General features: G+C 69.2%; 14 protein-coding genes. 11 read left to right on the forward strand and 3 right to left on the reverse strand.

What is annotated here, in order from left to right:
- Positions 1–407 precede the first annotated feature (407 nt).
- A complete protein-coding gene (locus tag AC0IW9_RS13420) occupies positions 408–1637 on the forward strand; it encodes a peptidoglycan DD-metalloendopeptidase family protein (protein WP_471648764.1) in 1230 nt (409 codons plus the stop codon).
- Between the two features lie 25 nt (positions 1638–1662).
- Here AC0IW9_RS13420 and clpB read toward each other — a convergent pair whose 3' ends face one another.
- Positions 1663–4251: an ATP-dependent chaperone ClpB gene (gene clpB / locus AC0IW9_RS13425; RefSeq protein WP_471648765.1), complete on the reverse strand. Its 2589-nt coding sequence runs from the start codon at positions 4249–4251 to the stop codon at positions 1663–1665.
- A gap of 171 nt (positions 4252–4422) precedes the next feature.
- On the opposite strand from clpB, the gene AC0IW9_RS13430 reads away from it, so the two are divergent.
- Entirely contained in the window at positions 4423–5193 is a 771-nt protein-coding gene (locus tag AC0IW9_RS13430; protein WP_471648766.1) for an MOSC domain-containing protein, read from the forward strand.
- Here the strand turns inward: AC0IW9_RS13430 and AC0IW9_RS13435 are convergent.
- Entirely contained in the window at positions 5190–6587 is a 1398-nt protein-coding gene (locus AC0IW9_RS13435) for an amidase (RefSeq protein WP_471648767.1), read from the reverse strand. The genes AC0IW9_RS13430 and AC0IW9_RS13435 overlap by 4 nt on opposite strands.
- On the reverse strand, positions 6584–7561 hold the full coding sequence (locus AC0IW9_RS13440) for an NAD(P)H-dependent flavin oxidoreductase (protein WP_471648768.1): 978 nt from the start codon (positions 7559–7561) through the stop codon (positions 6584–6586). The genes AC0IW9_RS13435 and AC0IW9_RS13440 overlap by 4 nt, the downstream gene beginning before the upstream one ends.
- Before the next feature lie 30 nt (positions 7562–7591).
- On the opposite strand from AC0IW9_RS13440, the gene AC0IW9_RS13445 reads away from it, so the two are divergent.
- The 9 genes from AC0IW9_RS13445 (at position 7592) to AC0IW9_RS13485 (ending at position 18077) form a co-directional block, all read left to right on the forward strand.
- Complete coding sequence (locus tag AC0IW9_RS13445; RefSeq protein ID WP_471648769.1) at positions 7592–8443, forward strand: VOC family protein; 852 nt, start codon at positions 7592–7594, stop codon at positions 8441–8443.
- Positions 8444–8505: 62 nt separating this feature from the next.
- Positions 8506–10128 (forward strand): ABC transporter substrate-binding protein, encoded by a 1623-nt coding sequence (locus AC0IW9_RS13450; protein WP_471648770.1) that lies wholly within the window; start codon positions 8506–8508, stop codon positions 10126–10128.
- Positions 10125–11105: an ABC transporter permease gene (locus tag AC0IW9_RS13455; RefSeq protein WP_471648771.1), complete on the forward strand. Its 981-nt coding sequence runs from the start codon at positions 10125–10127 to the stop codon at positions 11103–11105. Before AC0IW9_RS13450 ends, AC0IW9_RS13455 begins: the two co-directional genes overlap by 4 nt.
- A complete protein-coding gene (locus AC0IW9_RS13460) occupies positions 11102–11932 on the forward strand; it encodes an ABC transporter permease (protein ID WP_471648772.1) in 831 nt (276 codons plus the stop codon). Before AC0IW9_RS13455 ends, AC0IW9_RS13460 begins: the two co-directional genes overlap by 4 nt.
- The gene (locus tag AC0IW9_RS13465) at positions 11929–13563 is read left to right on the forward strand and encodes an ABC transporter ATP-binding protein (RefSeq protein ID WP_471648773.1); all 1635 of its coding nucleotides are present in this window, start codon (positions 11929–11931) and stop codon (positions 13561–13563) included. The genes AC0IW9_RS13460 and AC0IW9_RS13465 overlap by 4 nt, the downstream gene beginning before the upstream one ends.
- Positions 13564–14343, forward strand: coding sequence for an inositol monophosphatase family protein (locus tag AC0IW9_RS13470; protein WP_471648774.1), 780 nt, complete (start codon positions 13564–13566; stop codon positions 14341–14343).
- 146 nt (positions 14344–14489) lie between these two features.
- On the forward strand, positions 14490–15359 hold the full coding sequence (locus AC0IW9_RS13475; RefSeq protein WP_471648775.1) for an FAD binding domain-containing protein: 870 nt from the start codon (positions 14490–14492) through the stop codon (positions 15357–15359).
- 4 nt (positions 15360–15363) lie between these two features.
- Positions 15364–15846, forward strand: a complete 483-nt coding sequence (locus AC0IW9_RS13480) for a (2Fe-2S)-binding protein (protein WP_471648776.1) — start codon at positions 15364–15366, stop codon at positions 15844–15846.
- Positions 15843–18077, forward strand: coding sequence for a xanthine dehydrogenase family protein molybdopterin-binding subunit (locus AC0IW9_RS13485; protein ID WP_471648777.1), 2235 nt, complete (start codon positions 15843–15845; stop codon positions 18075–18077). The genes AC0IW9_RS13480 and AC0IW9_RS13485 overlap by 4 nt, the downstream gene beginning before the upstream one ends.
- Positions 18078–18115 lie beyond the last annotated feature (38 nt).

An 18115-nucleotide genomic window follows, 5' to 3' on the forward strand; every position in this document is an offset into this window, starting at 1 on the left:
AACCCATCAATAAGACAGGATAACCAGCAAGCATATATTACACGCTTCCAAATAACCGATAAGGATTTAAAAGAACAAGACCCTCGCTGGGAAACCTTTCGGCAAACCAGCGTTTAAACCCGTAAGGGTAGGGAAGCCACACCTCGGTGCGGGCCTGAGTACTTAGTGGCCGAAGCCGCCGAAGTCAAGGCCCGCTCTTCAGCGGCCCGGCGAGCGGCGAAGGCGCCGTCGTCGGGAGGCGGCTTCTAGGCCTGGGTGCGAAAGCTGTCAAACGCCTTTTTCAAAAGTTTCGCTTTCGCTCCGCCATTCATTGAACTCATCTCGAAGCCGAATACGTCAACCCGTTGACTTATAATGATTAGTCCGGGAAAGGTTTCGGCATATTTCAGCCCTGGGAGGGGTTTTGTATGCTGCATCGCGCCGCGCACTCTGCGCGTTGGCTGTCTTTGGCCGTTCTATTCGTCGGAATATCTGCTTCGCCCCTCGTTCGGGCAGCCTCACCCGACCAGGTCACCTCTGCTCCCCAGACCGAGGCCGTCCGCGTCCTCGTAGTCAAGCCTGGCGATACGCTGACCCAGCTCCTGGCCGGTGCGGGCGTCGAGGCGGACGAGGCCAAGCCGGCTATCTCAGCCCTTGCGCCCGTCTTTTCGCCGCGACGGCTACAGCCGGGACATGAGGTCACGGTCCGCCAGGACCCAAGCCGTGACGATGCCCTGCTGGCTCTCATCCTGGAGCCACAGCCCGGTCGTACGGTCACCGTTACCCGCTCCGCCAATGGCTGGCAGGCCACGGAGGAAGAAGCGGCGCGTCACCGCCACCTCGTCCTGGCCCGGGGCGAGGTCACGGGCACGATCTTCCAGGATCTCCAGCAGGCTGGGGTCCCCCCGGCCATGGGCCTCGGCCTGGTGCGCATGCTGGCGCATTCGGTTGATTTCCAACGCGAATTGCAGGTCGGCGACAGTTTCACCGTCCTGTTCGAGCGCTTCCGTGATGCTGAAGGGGGACTGCTCCGGGATGGCGAGGTGCTGCATGCCGAGTTCCTACTCAGCAACCGCCGCCTTTCGATCTGGCGGCAGCAGACCGCCAATGGGCCGGAATGGTTCGACGAGAATGGCCGCAGCCTGCGCCGCAATTTCCTCCGTACACCCCTCGACGGTGCCCGCGTGACCTCGGGCTTCGGCCAGAGGCGCCACCCGGTCTTGGGCTTCACCCGGATGCATCAGGGGATCGATTTCGCGGCGCCGACCGGCACGCCGGTGCTCGCCGCGGCCGATGGGGTCGTGACACGCGCCGGTTTCGCCGGGGGCTATGGCCGGCTCATCGTGCTGCAGCATCCGGACGGCACGGAGACACGCTACGCCCATTTGTCCGGCTTCAGCCGCGGCCTCCGTCAGGGCAGCCAGGTCAGCCAGGGACAGGTCATCGGCCGTGTCGGCTCCAGCGGCATGGCGACCGGGCCCCACCTGCATTACGAGATTGCCGAAGGTGGCCGGCTGGTGGACCCGGCCATTGCCCGGCCTGCCGCGACCATTCAGCTCGCCGGCGCCGAGTTGCAGTCCTTCCAGCAGGAACGCCTGGCGATCCTGTCGCAGGTCGCACATCTGGAGCCGAAGCAGGAAGTCGCCTGGGCGGAGTAACACCCAGGCTCAATCCCTCCCGACGTCAGGCAGCCGCGGCCAGCGGCTGCTGGCTGACCACCAGCCCATCAGTGCCGGTGGTGACGGTCAGCTGCTCCCCATCATGGATACGGCCTTCGAGCACCAGGTTGGCCAGTTGGTCCTGCAGGGCCCGCTGGATCACCCGCTTCAACGGCCGGGCGCCATAGGCCGGGTCATAGCCGGCTTCCGCCAGCCACTCCCGCGCCTTGTCATCCAGCACGAGACCGATCTTGCGATCCTCCAGCAACCGGCGGAGACCGGTAAGCTGAATATCGACGATCGAAGCCATGTCGCTGCGGGCGAGTCGCCGGAACAGTACGATCTCGTCCAACCGGTTGAGGAACTCCGGCCGGAAGTGTTCCCGCACCGCGCGCATCACTGCGGGCCGGGCGGCCTCGATGTCGCTGCTCTCGGGAAGTTCAGCGATCGCCTGGCTGCCCAGGTTGCTGGTCAGCACGATGATCGTATTGCGGAAGTCGACCGTCCTGCCTTGGCCATCGGTCAGCCTGCCGTCGTCGAGAACCTGCAGGAGGATGTTGAACACGTCCTCGTGAGCCTTCTCCACCTCATCGAACAGGATGACCTGGTAGGGCCGCCGCCGGATCGCCTCGGTCAGCGCACCGCCCTCATCGTAGCCGACATAGCCCGGCGGGGCACCGACCAGGCGGGAGACCGAGTGCTTCTCCATGTACTCGGACATGTCGATGCGGGTCATCGCCCGTTCGTCGTCGAAGAGGAAGCTGGCCAGCGCCTTCACCAGCTCGGTCTTGCCGACGCCGGTCGGGCCGAGGAACAGGAAGCTGCCGATCGGCCGGTTCGGGTCCTGCAGGCCGGCGCGCGCCCGGCGGACCGCCTTGCTGACGGCCTCCAGCGCTTCCGGCTGGCCGACCACCCGCTGGCGCAGCTTCTCCTCCATCTTGAGCAGCTTGGCGCGCTCGCCTTCCAGCATCTTCTCGACCGGGATGCCGGTCCAACGGCTGACGACGCCGGCGATGCCTTCCTCGGTGACCGCTTCGTTCAGCAGGCGCGCGTCGCCGTCGCCGGCGGTGGCCAGCTTCTTCTCCAGCTGCGGGATGACGCCGTACATCAGCTCGGAGGCCTTTGCGAGGTCGCCGCGGCGCTGGGCCAGCTCGACCTCGGTCCGGGCCTTGTCCAGCTCCTCCTTCAGCTTCTGCGATTCGACGACCTTGCCCTTCTCCGCCTCCCAGCGCTGGGTCATCTCGTTGGAGCGTTCCTCGAGATCGGCCAGCTCCTTCTCCAGCTTGGCCAGCCGGTCGCGGGAGGCGACGTCCTGCTCCTTCTTCAAGGCCTCGCGTTCGATCTTGAGGCGCATCAGGTCGCGGTCGATCGCGTCCAGCTCCTCCGGCTTGCTGTCCACCTGCATCCGCAGGCGGGAGGCAGCCTCGTCGATCAGGTCGATCGCCTTGTCCGGCAGGAAACGGTCGGTGATGTAGCGGTTGGACAAGGTCGCGGCCGCCACCAGCGCGCCGTCCGTGATGCGGACGCCGTGGTGCAGCTCGTACTTCTCCTTGATGCCGCGCAGGATGGAGACGGTATCCTCCACGCTCGGCTCACCCACGAAGACCGGCTGGAAGCGGCGGGCCAGCGCCGCGTCCTTCTCCACATGCTTGCGGTATTCGTCGAGCGTGGTCGCGCCGATGCAATGCAGCTCGCCGCGCGCCAGCGCCGGCTTCAGCAGGTTGGAGGCATCCATCGCCCCATCCGCCTTGCCCGCGCCGACCAGCGTGTGCATCTCATCGATGAAGAGGATGATCTCGCCGGCGGCCTGCTCGGTCTCCGACAGCACGCCCTTCAGCCGTTCCTCGAACTCGCCGCGGTACTTGGCGCCGGCAACCATCGCGCCGAGGTCGAGTGCCATGACGCGCTTGGTCTTCAATGCCTCGGGTACGTCGCCCTTGACGATGCGCAGCGCCAGGCCCTCGACGATGGCGGTCTTGCCGACGCCGGGCTCGCCGATCAGCACCGGGTTGTTCTTGGTGCGGCGAGCCAGCACCTGGATGGCGCGGCGGATCTCCTCGTCGCGGCCGATGACCGGGTCGAGCTTGCCTTCGCGCGCCAGCTCGGTGATGTCCCGGGCATATTTCTTCAGCGCGTCGAAGCTCTGCTCGGCATTCTGGCTATCGACCTTGCGGCCCTTGCGCAGGTCGGCGACGGCAGCTTCCAACCGCTGGGCATCGGCGCCAGCGGCCTTCAGGATGCGCCCGGCGCCGCTGTCGCTGGAAGCGAGCGCCACCAGCAGGCGGTCCTGGGCGACGTATTCGTCGCCGGCCTTCTGCGCCTGCTGCTGCGCCGTATCCAGGACACGGACGATATCAGGGGTGAACTGGGGCTGACCGGCGCCCCCGCCGGAAACCTTGGGCTGACGGCTGATCTCGAGGTCGACGGCCTGCTTCGCCTTGGCGGCATCGCCCCCGGCGGCCCGGATCAGGCCGGCGGCCGCGCCCTGCTCATCGTCCAGCAAGGCCTTCAGCAGATGCTCGGGCGTCACCCGCTGGTGGTATTCACGGATGGCGATGGTCTGCGCCGCCTGCAGGAAGCCCTTGGCGCGGTCGGTGAATTTCTCGATGTCCATACTTCTGGTCCCTCCTCTGGCCATCGGACAGCCCTGGCGGGCCCGCCCGATAACGAGACTCGACGGCGACGGATGCCCTCGCCCCGGCAGCGGCAACGAGCGGCATCATGGTCGCGCCGAATGTGGTAATTCGCCTTGCGCTGGGTCAAGATCCGGGAGGAATTAATTCCGATGCGCGTCGAACACATCTACCGTTACCCGGTGAAGGGGCTGACGGCGGAAGCCCTGGAAGAGGTGACGCTGCGGGAGGGCGAATGCCTGCCGCATGATCGCCGCTTCGCCCTGGCCCAGGGCGACGCGCCCTTCGACCCCGCCGCCCCGAGCTGGTTGCAGAAGCGGCACTTCGGCTGCCTCATGGCCAATGCCAGGCTCGCCCTGCTGCACAGCGCCTATGATGCGCGGTCGGGCCAGTTGCTGCTGCGGCCCCCGGCTGGCCCGTCCCTGCTGGGCGATACGCGCAGCCCCGGCGGTCGCGCCGAGATCGCCGCCTTCCTGACCGCGTTCCTGGGCGAGGAGGCGCGGGGCACCCCGCGCTTCGTCGAGGCGCCAGGGCATAACTTCACCGACGTGGCGACCAAGGCGGTCTCGATCATCGGCCTGGCCAGCCTGCAGGCGCTGGAGCAGGCGGCCGGCAGGCGCCTCGACCCGCTGCGTTTCCGCGCCAATGTCTATGTCTCGGGCGGTCTGCCCTGGGCGGAATTCGGGCTGGTCGGGCAGGAGATCCAGCTCGGGGGCGCGAGGCTTCGGGTCTTCAAGCGCACCGTCCGCTGCCCAGCGACCGAGGTGAATCCAGAAACCGGCGAGCGCGACGCCAAGCCGCCCAAGGACCTGCGCGAGCATTTCGGGCACATGGACCTCGGCGTCTATGCCGAGGTCATCGAGGGCGGCCGGCTGGCGCTGGGCGATGCGCTGGAACCGCTCCAGGGCGACTTGTTGCATTAGGCAGCGAGTGCTGGCCAACGCTGCGCCCAGGGTTCCGCCGCTTCCCATTCCAGCGCCAGGGCGCAGAGCAGGCCGTCGGCACCGGCTGGCCCTACCAGCTGGAAGCCGATCGGCAGGCCGTTGGCGGCCGGGGCGGATGGCAGGGCAATGCCGGGCAGGCCCGCGATATTGGCGAAGTTGGTGAAGATGGCATGGCCGCGCGGCCCGACCGGCTGGCCGTCGATGGTTCGCGGGGCAACCTCCTCGGCCGGCCAGGGCAGCGCCGCGGCGGCGGGGGTGAGGATGAGGTCCCAGGCACCGAAGAAGCTTGCCATGCGGCGACGGAAGGCGGCGATGCCATCCAGGGCGCCGAACAGGGCCGCCGCCGAGAGGCTTCGGCCGGCCGCCGCCATTTCCCGCAGCATGGGCGCGGTCGGCTCACCGGATTTCTCCGCCATCAGCCAGGCAAGGCCGGCCTGGCCGATGGGACCGAAGATGGCGGCCAGTTCCTCGGCGGTGAAGGGCGGCGCGCCTTCCTCCACCTGGTGGCCGAGGGCCGCGAGGCGGTGCGCGGCAGCGGCGACGCTGGCGCCGATCACAGGGTCCACCGGGGCGGTGCCGTAACGCGGCACATAAAGGATGCGCTGGCGCGGCGGCATGGCCGGGACGGCGAAAGGCGGCATGGCCCGGCAGAGGGGGTCGCGCGCATCCGGGGCGACCAGCAGGGACAGCAGGGCAACCAGATCGCCGGTGGTGCGGGCGATCGGGCCGATCTGCTCGAGGTCCAGCAGGATGGCGGGCAGCCCGTCGCAGCGTGGCACCCGCCCGGGCGAGGGTTTCAACCCGACCAATCCGGCATGCGAGGCCGGGCGGCGGATCGAGCCACCGCCATCGGTGCCGAGGGCCAGCGGCCCGAGCCCGGCAGCGACAGCCGCCACCGCCCCACCGGAAGAGCCGCCGGGGGTCAGCCGAGGGTCCCAGGGATTGCGCGTCGGACCATAGACGCTGTTGTCCGTATAGCCCTGCAGGGTGAATTCCGGGACATTGGTCTTGCCCAGCAGCATCAGCCCGGCGGCGCGCAGCCGGGCGACCGGCAGCTCGTCCCGCTCCGGGATGACGTCGCGGAAGATCGGGCTGCCCCAGGCGCAGGGCAGGCCGGCGACGGTGATATTGTCCTTCACGCTGAAGGGCACGCCATCCAGCGGCGAGAGCGGTACCCCGGCCCGCCAGCGGGCTTCGCTGGCGCGGGCGGCGGCACGGGCACCGGCCGCGTCCAGCGCGACGATGGCGTTGAGCACCGGATTCAGCCGGGCGATGCGGGCGAGCAATGCCTCCAAAGCCTCGACCGGGGACAGCGCGCCAAGGGCGAACAGGCCGGCCAGGCTGGTGGCGGGCAGCCGGCAGGGGTCGGTCACGCGAACATCCCCCGCAGCCGGTCCAGGCCGGCGGCCGCTTCCGCCGCCATCCGGGCGATGATGGCGCCGGCCGGCTCGATGCCGTCGATCAGCCCGACGCTCTGGCCGGCCCAGACGTAGCTCTCGGCCAGGTCGCCGTCATCGGTGCCACGGGCATTGGCGCGGCCGGCGATCAGCGCGACGATCTCCTCCTTCGGCGCGCCGGCCGCCTCGGCGGCGACGATGCGGTCGGCATAGGCGCTGTGCAGGACGCGGCCAGGCATGCCGAGCGTGCGCTTGATCAGCATGGTATCGGTCGGCACCGCGCCGACCAGCGCCTGCTTGTAATGGGCATGGGCCACGGCTTCGGCCGAGGCGACGAAGCGGGTGCCCATCTCGACGCCCTCCGCGCCCAGGGCCAGGGCCGCCAGCAGCCCGGCCCCGGTGGCGATGCCGCCCGAGGCGAGCACCGGAATTTTCACCGCGGCGACGGTGCGGGGGACCATGACCATGGTGGTCTCATCGGAACGGCCGATATGGCCGCCGCCCTCGTAGCCGACGGTCGCCACCATGTCGGCGCCGGCGGCTTCCGCCTTCTTCGCCAATTCGGGGCCGGCGGTCAGCACCAGAGTCTTGGCGCCGACCTCGGCGCAGCGGCGGATATAGGGGGTGGGGTTGCCGGCGGTCAGCGCGATGACGCGGACGCCTTCCTCCAGCGCCGCCTCCAACCCTGGCCAGATATCCTGCCGGCCGATCGGGAAATTCACCGCGAAGGGCTTGTCGGTCAGCGCCCGGCATCTGCGGATCTCGGCCCGGAGCGCCTCCGGCCCATCGAGCCCGCCGGGCAGCCCGGCGGTGCTGATCTGGCCCAGGCCGCCGGCATTGGAGACGGCCGCGGCGAGATCGGCGAAGGCGACGCGGGCGAGGCCGCCCTGCACGATCGGATAGCGGATGCCGAGCAGGCGGGTGACGCGGGTTTCGATGGCGTGCGACATGAGGCCCCGTAGAGATAAGGAATGGGCTTCATGCTGACGCATCTGGGCGGGATCGACCATGGCGTGGTGCTGGTGCGGGACCTGGACGCGGCGGCGGCCAGCTTCGCCCGGCTGGGCTTCACCATCGCCCCGCGTGGCACCCATTCGCCGCATATGGGCACCGGCAATGCCTGCGTGATGCTGCGGCAGGACTACTTCGAGCTGCTCGGCGTGCTGGTGCCGACCGAGTTGAACGCCCGCTGGCGGCGGTTGCTGGAGACGCGCGAGGGTATTTCGGCCATCGCGCTGCGCGCGCATGATGCCGAGGCCGGCCGCGCCGAGCTGGAAGCGCGGGGCATCGCCACCCTGCCGGTGCAGCACTTCGGCCGGCCGGTGGCCATGCCCGGCGGGCATACCGCGGAAACCCGCTTCCAGACCTTCCACGTGGCGGAACCGCCGGCCCCCGGCCTCAGGGTCTTCGCCTGCCAGCACCTGACGCCGGAGGCGACCTGGGTGCCGGGGCTGATGGACCATGCCAATACCGCCGAAGGGCTGGATGCCATCGAGGTGCTGGCGACCGATCCCGCCGCCGCGGCAGCCGGGCTCGGGCGCATGCTGGACCGGGCGCCGGCGGCGGAGCCGGATGGGGCGGTGCGGCTGGAGACGGGGGCGGCGGCACTGGTCTTCCTCACCACGGCACAGCTGGCGGCGCGCTATCCTGGGCTGGACCTCGCCGGGCTGGCGGAGGAAGGGCCGGTGACCCTGGCGATCCGCGTCGCCGACCGGGCGGCGGCGACACGCTGCGTGGCCGGGGCAGGTGCGATCGAGGGGCCCCATGGCATCGCGGTGCCGCCCGCAGCGGCGCATGGGATCATTCTCGCCTTTCGCAGCGAGGGTCGCTGACAGGCTTGCATGCCGTGCCCTGCCCTGGGCATTTTGCGCCGCAACAGACCGAGGAGCCGGTAATGGAGCTGACGCGCAGGCAGGCACTGGCGAGTGCCGGCGGGATGGCCATGGGCGGGCTGCTGCCTGGGCTGGCCCTCGGCCAGACGTCCCCTGGGGCACCGCAGCGTGGCGGCACGCTGACGGTGCAGCTCACCAGCGAGCAGCGGGTGCTGAACCCGGCGATCCAGGCCTCGACCGGCGTCTATGTCATGGCGTCCAAGATCGTCGAGCCGCTGGTCGATCTCGACGCGGCGGGCGAGCCGACCGGGGTGCTGGCCGAGCGCTGGGAAAGCGCGGCGGATGGGCTGACCCATACCTTCTTCCTGCGCCGCGGCGTGACATGGCACGACGGAAAGCCTTTCACCGCGAAGGACGTGCAGTTCAGCGCCATGGAGTGCTGGAAGAAGATCCTCAACTACGGCACCACGCTCTACCAATTCCTTGATGCGGTGGAGACGCCGGACGACCACACGGCGGTCTTCAAATTCTCCAGGCCGATGCCGCAGGGGCTGCTGCTGCGGGCACTGCCGGACCTCGGCCATGTCATCCCGGCGCATGTCTATGCGGGGACGGATATCCGGGCCAATCCGGCGAATACCGCGCCGATCGGCACCGGGCCTTTCAAATTCGTCGAGTATCAGCGCGGCCAGTACCTGATGGCGGAGCGCAACCCGAATTACTGGCGCGGCAATGGCGCGCCCTACCTCGACCGCATCGTCTGGCGCTTCATCGCGGACCGGGCGGCCGCGGCGGCGGCGATCGAGAGCGGGCAGGTGCAGTTCAGCCCCTATTCCGGCCTGTCGCTATCGGACATCGCCCGGCTGTCGAAGGATGCCCGCTTCACCGTCGGCACCAAGGGCAACGAGGGGAATACCGCGCATACGGTGACCGAGTTCAACCTGCGGCGGAAGGAGCTGTCGGACGTCCGGGTGCGCCGCGCCATCGCCCATGCGCTCGACCTCGATTTCTTCATCGAGAATTTCCTCTACGGCTACGCGAAGGTCGGGACCGGGGCGATCCCCTCCTCCTCCACCGCCTTCTACGTGCCGCGGCCGGCACCCTATCCCTTCGACCGTGCCAAGGCGGAGGCCCTGCTGGACGAGGCGGGCTACAAGCGCCCCTCCCGCAACGGCCAGCGCTTCGCCCAGCCGCTGAAGCTGCTGCCGGCGCCCTGGGGCGAGTATACGCTGAACTTCGCCACCTTCATCCAGCAGAGCCTGCGCGAGATCGGCATCCGGGTGGAGATCGAGGCGCGGGATGCCCCCGGCTTCCTCACCGGCGTCTATCGTACCCATGAATTCGACCTGACCACCGGCTGGCACCAATATCGCAACGACCCGGCGGTCAGCACCACCGTCTGGTTCCGTACCGGCAGCCCGGTCGGCGCGCCCTGGACCAACCAGTATGGCTACGACAATCCCCGCATGGATGCGGTGATCGATGCCGCGGCGACGGAGCTGGATGCGGCCAAACGCAAGGCGCTGTACCAGGATTTCGTCAGCCTCGCGATCGAGGATGTGCCGGTGCATACCGCGGTGGAGCATGCCTTCATCAGCGTCTATTCCAAGCGGCTGATGGGCAGCCACAACACGCCGCGCTGGGCCAGCAGCAGCTGGCACGACGCCTGGCTCGCACCCGCTTGAAGCGCCTCGGCGGATTGGCGCTGCGCCGGCTGGCGCAGTCGCTGCCGGTGCTCGGCATCATCCTGGTCGGGTTGTTCCTGCTGCTGCAGCTGGCGCCGGGCGATACGGTGGATGCGCTGATGGCCCAGATGGGCGGCGGCAGTGCCGAGGATGCGGCGCGGCTGCGGACCCAGTATGGGCTGGACGCCGGCGTCGCGGTGCAGCTCGGCCGCTACCTGCTGCGGCTGCTGACCTTCGACCTCGGCCAATCCGCCATCTACGGCAAGCCGGTGGCGAGCGTGATCGCGGAACGCCTGGCGGTGACGGCGCTGTTCATGTCCTGCGCGCTGGCCTTCGCCTTCTCGGCCGGGCTGGTGCTCGGCGTGCTGGCGGCACGGCGGGTGAACGGCTGGCCGGATACCATCATCAGCACCCTGGGCTTGGTCTTCTATGCCATCCCGAGCTTCTGGCTCGGGCTGATGCTGATCGTGCTGTTCAGCGTGAAGCTGGCCTGGCTGCCGCCGGGCGGCTTCGAGAGCATCGGCGCCGGGCTCACGGGCCTCGATCGGGTGCTGGATATCGCCACCCATCTGGTGCTGCCGGTGCTGTCGCTGGCGCTGATCTTCCTCGCCATCTACCTGCGGCTGATGCGGGCGAGCATGCTGGAGGTGATGAACCTCGACTTCGTCCGCACCGCCCGGGCCAAGGGCCTGTCCGAGGGGCATGTTCTGTGGCGGCATGTGCTGCGCAACGCGCTGCTGCCGATGGTCACCTTCGTCGGGCTGCAGTTCAGCACCATGCTGGGCGGCAGCGTGGTGATCGAGAGCGTCTTCTCCCTGCCCGGCCTTGGCCGGCTGGCCTTCGAGAGCGTGGTGCAGCGGGACCTGAACACCCTGCTGGGCATCGTGCTGGTCTCCGCCGTGCTGGTCATCCTTGTGAACTTCCTGGTCGATATCCTCTACGCGAAGCTCGACCCGCGGATCGGGGCGAATTCATGAAGGCGGTTCGTGCCTATCTGCGCAGCCCGGCCGGGATCATCGGCGCGGTGCTGCTGGTCGCGGTGCTCGGCGCGGCGCTTTCGGCAGACTGGCTCTTTCCGCGCGACCCGATGGCCCTGGCCGGGCGGCCGCTGCAATGGCCGGGCGCCAATCCGCGGCTGCCGCTCGGCACCGACAACCTCGGTCGCGACATCGCGGGGTTCATCTTCCATGGCGCCCGGGTCTCGCTGCTGATCGGGCTGGTCGCCTCGGTCGTCGCGGTCGGCATCGGCGTGCTGGTCGGCGCAGTCGCCGGCTTCTACGGCGGCTGGGTCGACGATCTGCTGATGCGGATCACCGAGGCCTTCCAGACGGTGCCGAATTTCATCCTGCTGCTGGTGCTGGTGGCGGTCTTCGGCTCGGAGCTGGAGGTGATCACCATTGCCATCGGCCTGGTCGGCTGGACCGCGCCCTGCCGGCTGGTGCGGGCGGAATTCCTGTCGCTGCGGTCGCGGGAATTCGTCCTGGCCGCGCGGGGCCTCGGCATGCGCGATGCCTCGCTCATCCTGGGCGAGGTGTTGCCGAATGCGCTGCCGCCGGTCATCGTCTATGCCAGCGTGACCATGGCCATCGCCATCCTGCTGGAGAGCGCGCTGGCCTTCCTCGGCCTGTCGGACCCGAACGTCGCCTCCTGGGGCAACATGATCGGCGCCGGGCGGGCGGTGCTGCGGACCGAGTGGTATGTCTCGGCCATTCCTGGCGCGGCGATCCTGACCACGGTGCTGGCCTTCAGCCTGGTGGGCCAGGGGCTGAACGATGCGCTGAACCCGCGGATGCAGGTGCTTTGAGCGCGCCCTTGCTGTCGCTCCGCAATGTCTCGGTCCGGCTGCCCAAGGGCGCCGACCGTGAATTCGCCCTGCAGGGCATCGACCTCGACGTGGCGGCGGGGGAGATCCTCTGCGTCGTCGGCGAAAGCGGTTCCGGCAAGTCGCTGACCGCGACGGCGATCCTCGGCCTGCTGCCGGCGCCGCGGGTGACCTTGGCCGGCGGCAGCATCACCTTCGAGGGCGAGGACCTTGCCACCTTGCCGCCCGCCCGGCTGCGCGGCATCCGCGGCAAGCGGATCGGCATGATCTTCCAGGAACCGATGACGGCGCTGAACCCGCTGATGCCGGTCGGCCGGCAGATCGCGGAAGTGCTGGAGGAACACGCCCGGCACCTGACCTCGGTGATGGTGGCGGCCCGCGTCCAGTCCCTGCTGGAGGAAGTCGGCATCCCCGACCCGCCCGGCGCCGCCCGCGCCTATCCGCACGAGCTGTCGGGCGGCCAACGGCAGCGGGCGATGATCGCCATGGCGCTGGCGATGGAGCCGAAGCTGCTGATCGCGGATGAGCCGACCACCGCGCTCGACGTGACCACCCAGGCCCGCATCCTGGCACTGATCAAGGACATCCAGTCCCGCCGCGGCACCGGCGTGCTGTTCATCACCCATGATTTCGGCGTGGTGGCGGAAATTGCCGATCGCGTGGCGGTCATGCAGCAGGGCCGCATCGTCGAAACCGGCCCGGCGCAGCAGGTGCTGCGGGCACCGGTGCATCCCTATACCCGTGCCCTGGTCGGTGCGGTGCCGCCGCTGGTGCCGCCTGCCCGGCCGGTGGCGCCGCAGGGCCCGGCCGTGCTGGTGGTGGACCAACTCCGGAAAACCTACCGGACCGGCGGGCTGTTCGGGCGCCGCCGGGTGGTGGATGCGGTGCAGGGCGTCTCCTTCACCCTGCACAAGGGGGAGACGCTGGGCATCGTCGGCGAAAGCGGCTCCGGCAAGTCGACCGTCGCCCGCACCCTGGTGAAGCTGCTGCCGGCCGATGGCGGCTCGATCCTACTCAACGGCACGGAGGTGCGGGAGGCGACGCGCAGCGCCTTCCGGCCGATGACGCGGCATATCCAGATGGTCTTCCAGGACCCCTTCGCCTCGCTCAATCCGCGGCGGCGGGCCGGGGACCTCATCGCCCAGGGACCGCGCATCCATGGCGCCTCCCGCGCCGAGGCCCGCGCCACCGCCGAGCGGATGCTGGCGCTGGTCGGGCTGGATCCCTCGGCGGCAGGTCGCTTCCCGCATGAGTTCAGCGGCGGCCAGCGCCAGCGCATCGGCCTGGCCCGCGCCCTGGCACTGGAGCCGGCGGTGCTGGTGGCGGATGAGCCGGTCTCGGCGCTGGATGTCTCGGTCCAGGCGCAGGTGCTGCGGCTGCTGGCTGAGCTGAAGCAGCGGCTATCGCTTTCGCTGGTCTTCATCACCCATGACCTGCGCGTCGCCGCCCAGGTCTGCGACCGCATCCTGGTGATGCACCGGGGCGAGGTGGTGGAGCAGGGCGAGACGGCGGCGATCTTCGCCGCGCCGAGCCATCCCTATACCCAGGCGTTGCTGGCCAGCGTGCCGGGCCGCGGCTGGGCGCCACCGGCACCGCAACAGGAAGGGCTATAGATGGACGAGTTCATCGCGGCGGCCGAGGCGGCCGCCGAAGCTGCGGGGGCGGTCATCCGCCCCTTGTTCCGCAGCCCGCTGCTGGTCGAGGCCAAGGGCGATGCCAGCCCGGTCACCGAGGCCGACCGCCAGGCGGAGCTGACCATGCGCACCCTGTTGCGGGAACGCTTTCCCGACCATGGCATCTGGGGAGAGGAATTCGGTCCCGACCGGGCCGATGCGGAGTACCTCTGGGTGCTGGATCCGATCGATGGCACCCGGGCCTTCGTCACCGGCCGTCCGCTGTTCGGTACCCTGATCGGCCTGCTCCACCACGGCGTGCCTGTCCTGGGGCTGATCGACCAGCCGGGCGTCGGTGAGCGCTGGATCGGTGCCAAGGGCCGCCCCACGCGCTTTCACTCTCCGCTTGGCGGTACGCCAGGCTGCCGGCCCTGCCCGGTGCTGGCCGAGGCCGAACTGTCCTGCACCAGTCCCGATATGTTCGAAGCCAAGGACCGGCCGGGCTTTGAGCGCCTGCGCACGGCTTCGCGCCGCGTCACCTGGGGTGGTGACTGCTATTCCTATGGCCTGCTGGCGCTTGGATTGATCGACGTTGTCGCGGAATGCACGATGAAGCCCTGGGATTGGGCGGCCCTGGTCCCGGTGGTCGAGGGCGCCGGCGGCCGGGTCACCGGCTGGGCGGGCGAACCGCTGACCCTGGACAGCGATGGCCGTGTTCTTGCCGTGGGCGACCCGGCCCTCTTGCCGGAAGCGATCGCGCATCTCGCCACCCGGGGCTGACAGCGCGGGATTGCGCCCTACGAGGGGGCTATGCTGCCCTTCCCTGCCAGCGTAGCCTTGAGCAACCCCTGTGCGCCTGACTTCGTGGCCTGACCGGGGGGGCCTCACCCTGAGCCAACGGGGTGCAGCGGGGATGGGAAGCAATCATGACAGATATTCGATACGTGGCGCCACGAACGCTCGACGAGGCGGTTGGTGCCTTCGCCGCGGCCGCGGGTGCTGCCCGCATCCTCGCAGGCGGCACCGACCTGCTGGTGCAGATGCGCGCCGGCGTCATCCGGCCGGGCCTGATCGTCGACATCAAGAAGATCGATGAGATGACCAGCATCGTGGAGACCGCCGAAGGCGGCTTCCGCATCGGCGCGGCGGTCTCCGGCGCGGTACTCGGCGAGCATCCGCGTTTCGGCAAGGTCTGGCCGGGCGTGCTGGAAGCGGTGAACCTCATCGGCTCCACCCAGGTGCAGGGCCGCGCCTCGCCCGGCGGCAACCTCTGCAACGGCTCCCCCGCCGGCGACAGCGTGCCGGCGATGATCGCGGCCGGCGCCGTCGTCACCGTGCAGGGCCCGGATGGGCAGCGCGAGATGCCGGTGGAAGCGGTGCCGGCCGGCCCCGGCCGCACCAACCTGAAGCCGGGCGAGATCCTCGTCAGCTTCACCCTGCCGCCGCGTCCGGCGGGCTCCTCCGATGCCTATCTGCGGATGATCCCGCGGACCGAGATGGATATCGCCGTGGTCGGCGTCGGCGTCAGCCTGACGATGAACGGCGGCACCGTGACCGCCGCCCGCGTCGGCCTCGGCGCCGTGGCGCCGACGGTGCTGCTGGTGGCCGATGCCGCCAAGGCCTTGATCGGCAGCACGCTGGACGACGCCGCGGTGGAAGCCGCCGCCGCGGCCTGCCGCGCCGCCTGCAAGCCGATCGACGACAAGCGCGGCACCATCGTCTACCGCACCAAGGTTGCCGGCGTGCTGCTGAAGCGCACCGTGGCGATCGCCGCCGAACGCGCGAAGGGGGGCTGAACCCATGGCCAAGCAACACGTCACGACCACCATCAACGGGGAGCCGATGGAGTTCCTCTGCGAACCCCATCAGAGCATGCTCGATGTCCTGCGCGGCCCGCTCGGGCTGACCGGCAGCAAGGAAGGCTGCGGCTCCGGCGATTGCGGCGCCTGCAGCGTCCTGCTGGATGGCCGCCTGGTCTGTGCCTGCCTGATGCTGGCGGTCGAGGCCGAGGGCCACGAGATGGCCACCATCGAGGGCATGGCGACCGGCGAGGCGCTGCATCCGCTGCAGCAGAAATTCCTCGAGATGGCGGCCCTGCAGTGCGGCATCTGCACGCCGGGCGTGCTGATGGCGGCCAAGGCGCTGCTGGAGCGGAACCCCGACCCGAGCGAGACCGAGGTCCGCTTCTGGCTGGCCGGCAACCTGTGCCGCTGCACGGGCTACGACAAGATCGTCCGGGCGGTGATGGAAACCGCCGCCGACATGAGGGAGGCCGCGCTGTGAACGTCATCAGCAACAAATGGATCGGCCAGCGCACCATCCGGCCGGATGGTGCCGACAAGGTCACCGGCCGCGCCGCCTATTCCGCCGATACGACCATGCCCGGGCTGATCTGGGGCAAGGTGCTGCGCAGCCCGCATGCCCATGCCCGGATCAAGTCCATCGATACCTCCAAGGCGGAGGCGCTGCCGGGGGTGAAGGCGGTGGTGACCGCCAAGGACGTCGTGGATTTCCCGCTCGACAAGTCGGTGATGCTCGGCATCCAGGACATGCGCTGGATGTGCCGCAACGTCATGGCGCGGGAGAAAGCACTGTTCCATGGCCACCCCGTCGCCGCCGTCGCCGCGACCTCCGAGGAGATCGCCGCGGAGGCCTGCAAGCTGATCGTGGTGGACTACGAGGTGCTGCCGCATGTCATCGACATCGATGACGCGATGAAGCCGGATGCGCCGATCCTGCACGACTTCATCCAGTTCGAGGGCAAGCCCTCCAACATCGCCGGCAAGCTCGAGCACAAGCTCGGCGACGTCGATGCCGGCTTCGCCGGGGCCGACGTGGTCATCGAGCGCAGCTTCAGCACCGAGCCGGTCCACCAGGGCTATATCGAGCCGCATGCCTGCCTGGTCAGCGTCTCGGGCGATGGCAAGGCGACGATCTTCAGCTCCTCCCAGGGGCAGTTCATGGTACGTGCCATGACCTCGCTGCTGACGGGCATCCCGCAGAGCGACATCCGCGCCATCCCGGCGGAGATCGGCGGCGGCTTCGGCGGCAAGACCATCATCTACCTGGAGCCGGTGGCGTTGCTGCTGGCGAAGAAGTCCGGCCGCCCGGTGAAGATGACGATGAGCCGGGAGGAGGTCTTCCGCGCCTCCGGCCCGACCTCGGGCTCGAAGAGCACCGTCAAGATCGGCGCGACCAAGGACGGCAAGATCGTGGCCGGCCAGGGCACCTTCTATCTTCAGGCGGGTGCCCTGCCCGGCTCACCGATCCGCGGCGCGGCCGGTTGCGCCTTCGCCCCCTATGACATCCCGAATGTCCATTCGCTGGGCTTCGATGTCGTCTCCAACCGCTCCAAGGTCGCCGCCTATCGCGCCCCGGGCGCGCCGATCGGTGCCTATGCGGTCGAATGCGTCATGGACGAGCTCGCCGAGGCGCTGAAGATCGATCCGCTGGAGCTGCGGCTGAAGAATGCCGCGAAGCAGGGGACCAAGGCCGCGCATGGCCCGGTCTTCCCGCGCATCGGCTTCGTCGAGACCCTCGAGGCGGCGAAGGCGCATGACCACTACAAGGCGCCGCTCGGCAAGCTCCAGGGCCGTGGCGTGGCCAGCGGCTTCTGGTTCAACGCCGGCGGCGAGAGCAGCGCCCAGGTGAACATCACCGAGGACGGCAACGTGGTGGTGACCACGGGCCACCCGGATATCGGCGGCTCGCGCGCCTCCATCGCCAATATCACTGCGGAACTGCTCGGCATCGACTACAACCGGGTCTCCGTGCTGATCGGCGATACCGCGACCATCGGGTACAGCAACCTCACCGGCGGCAGCCGCGTGCTGTTTGCCTCCGCCATGGTGGTCACGCAATCCGCCGAGAAGGTCATCACCACCCTCAAGGAACGCGCCGCGAAGATCTGGAAGATCGACCCGGAAGCCGTCACCTGGGAGGATGGCGAGGCCCGTCCCGCCGGCGACAATGCCGGCAAGTTTCCGGGCATGACCCTGGCGCAGATCGCCGCCCGCGCCAGCGAGACGGGCGGCCCGATCGGTGCCGGCGTGCAGCTCAATACCACGGGCGCCGAGGGCGGCTTCGCCACCCATATCTGCGACGTGGAAGTGGATGCGGACCTCGGGATCGTCCGGGTGCTGCGCTACACCTCGTTCCAGGATGTCGGCCGTGCGGTCCATCCGAGCTATGTCGAAGGCCAGATGCAGGGCGGCGCCGCCCAGGGCATCGGCTGGGCCCTCAGCGAGGAATACATCTACGACAAGAACGGCAAGGTGGATAATGCCGGCTTCCTCGACTACCGGATGCCGGTCTGCTCCGACCTGCCGATGCTCGACACGGTGATGATCGAGATCCCGAACCCCAAGCACCCGCAGGGCGTGCGCGGCGTCGGCGAGGTGCCGCTGGTGCCGCCGCTGGCCGCCGTTGCCAATGCGGTCGCCAATGCGCTCGGCAAGCGGTTCTACGCGCTGCCGATGTCGCCGCCGCGAGTCCTGGCGGTGATCGACGGCTGAGGCCGGCTGGCCCGGCTGCCGAAGCAGCCGGGCCTTTT

This window comes from Belnapia sp. AC561 (assembly GCF_979252845.1).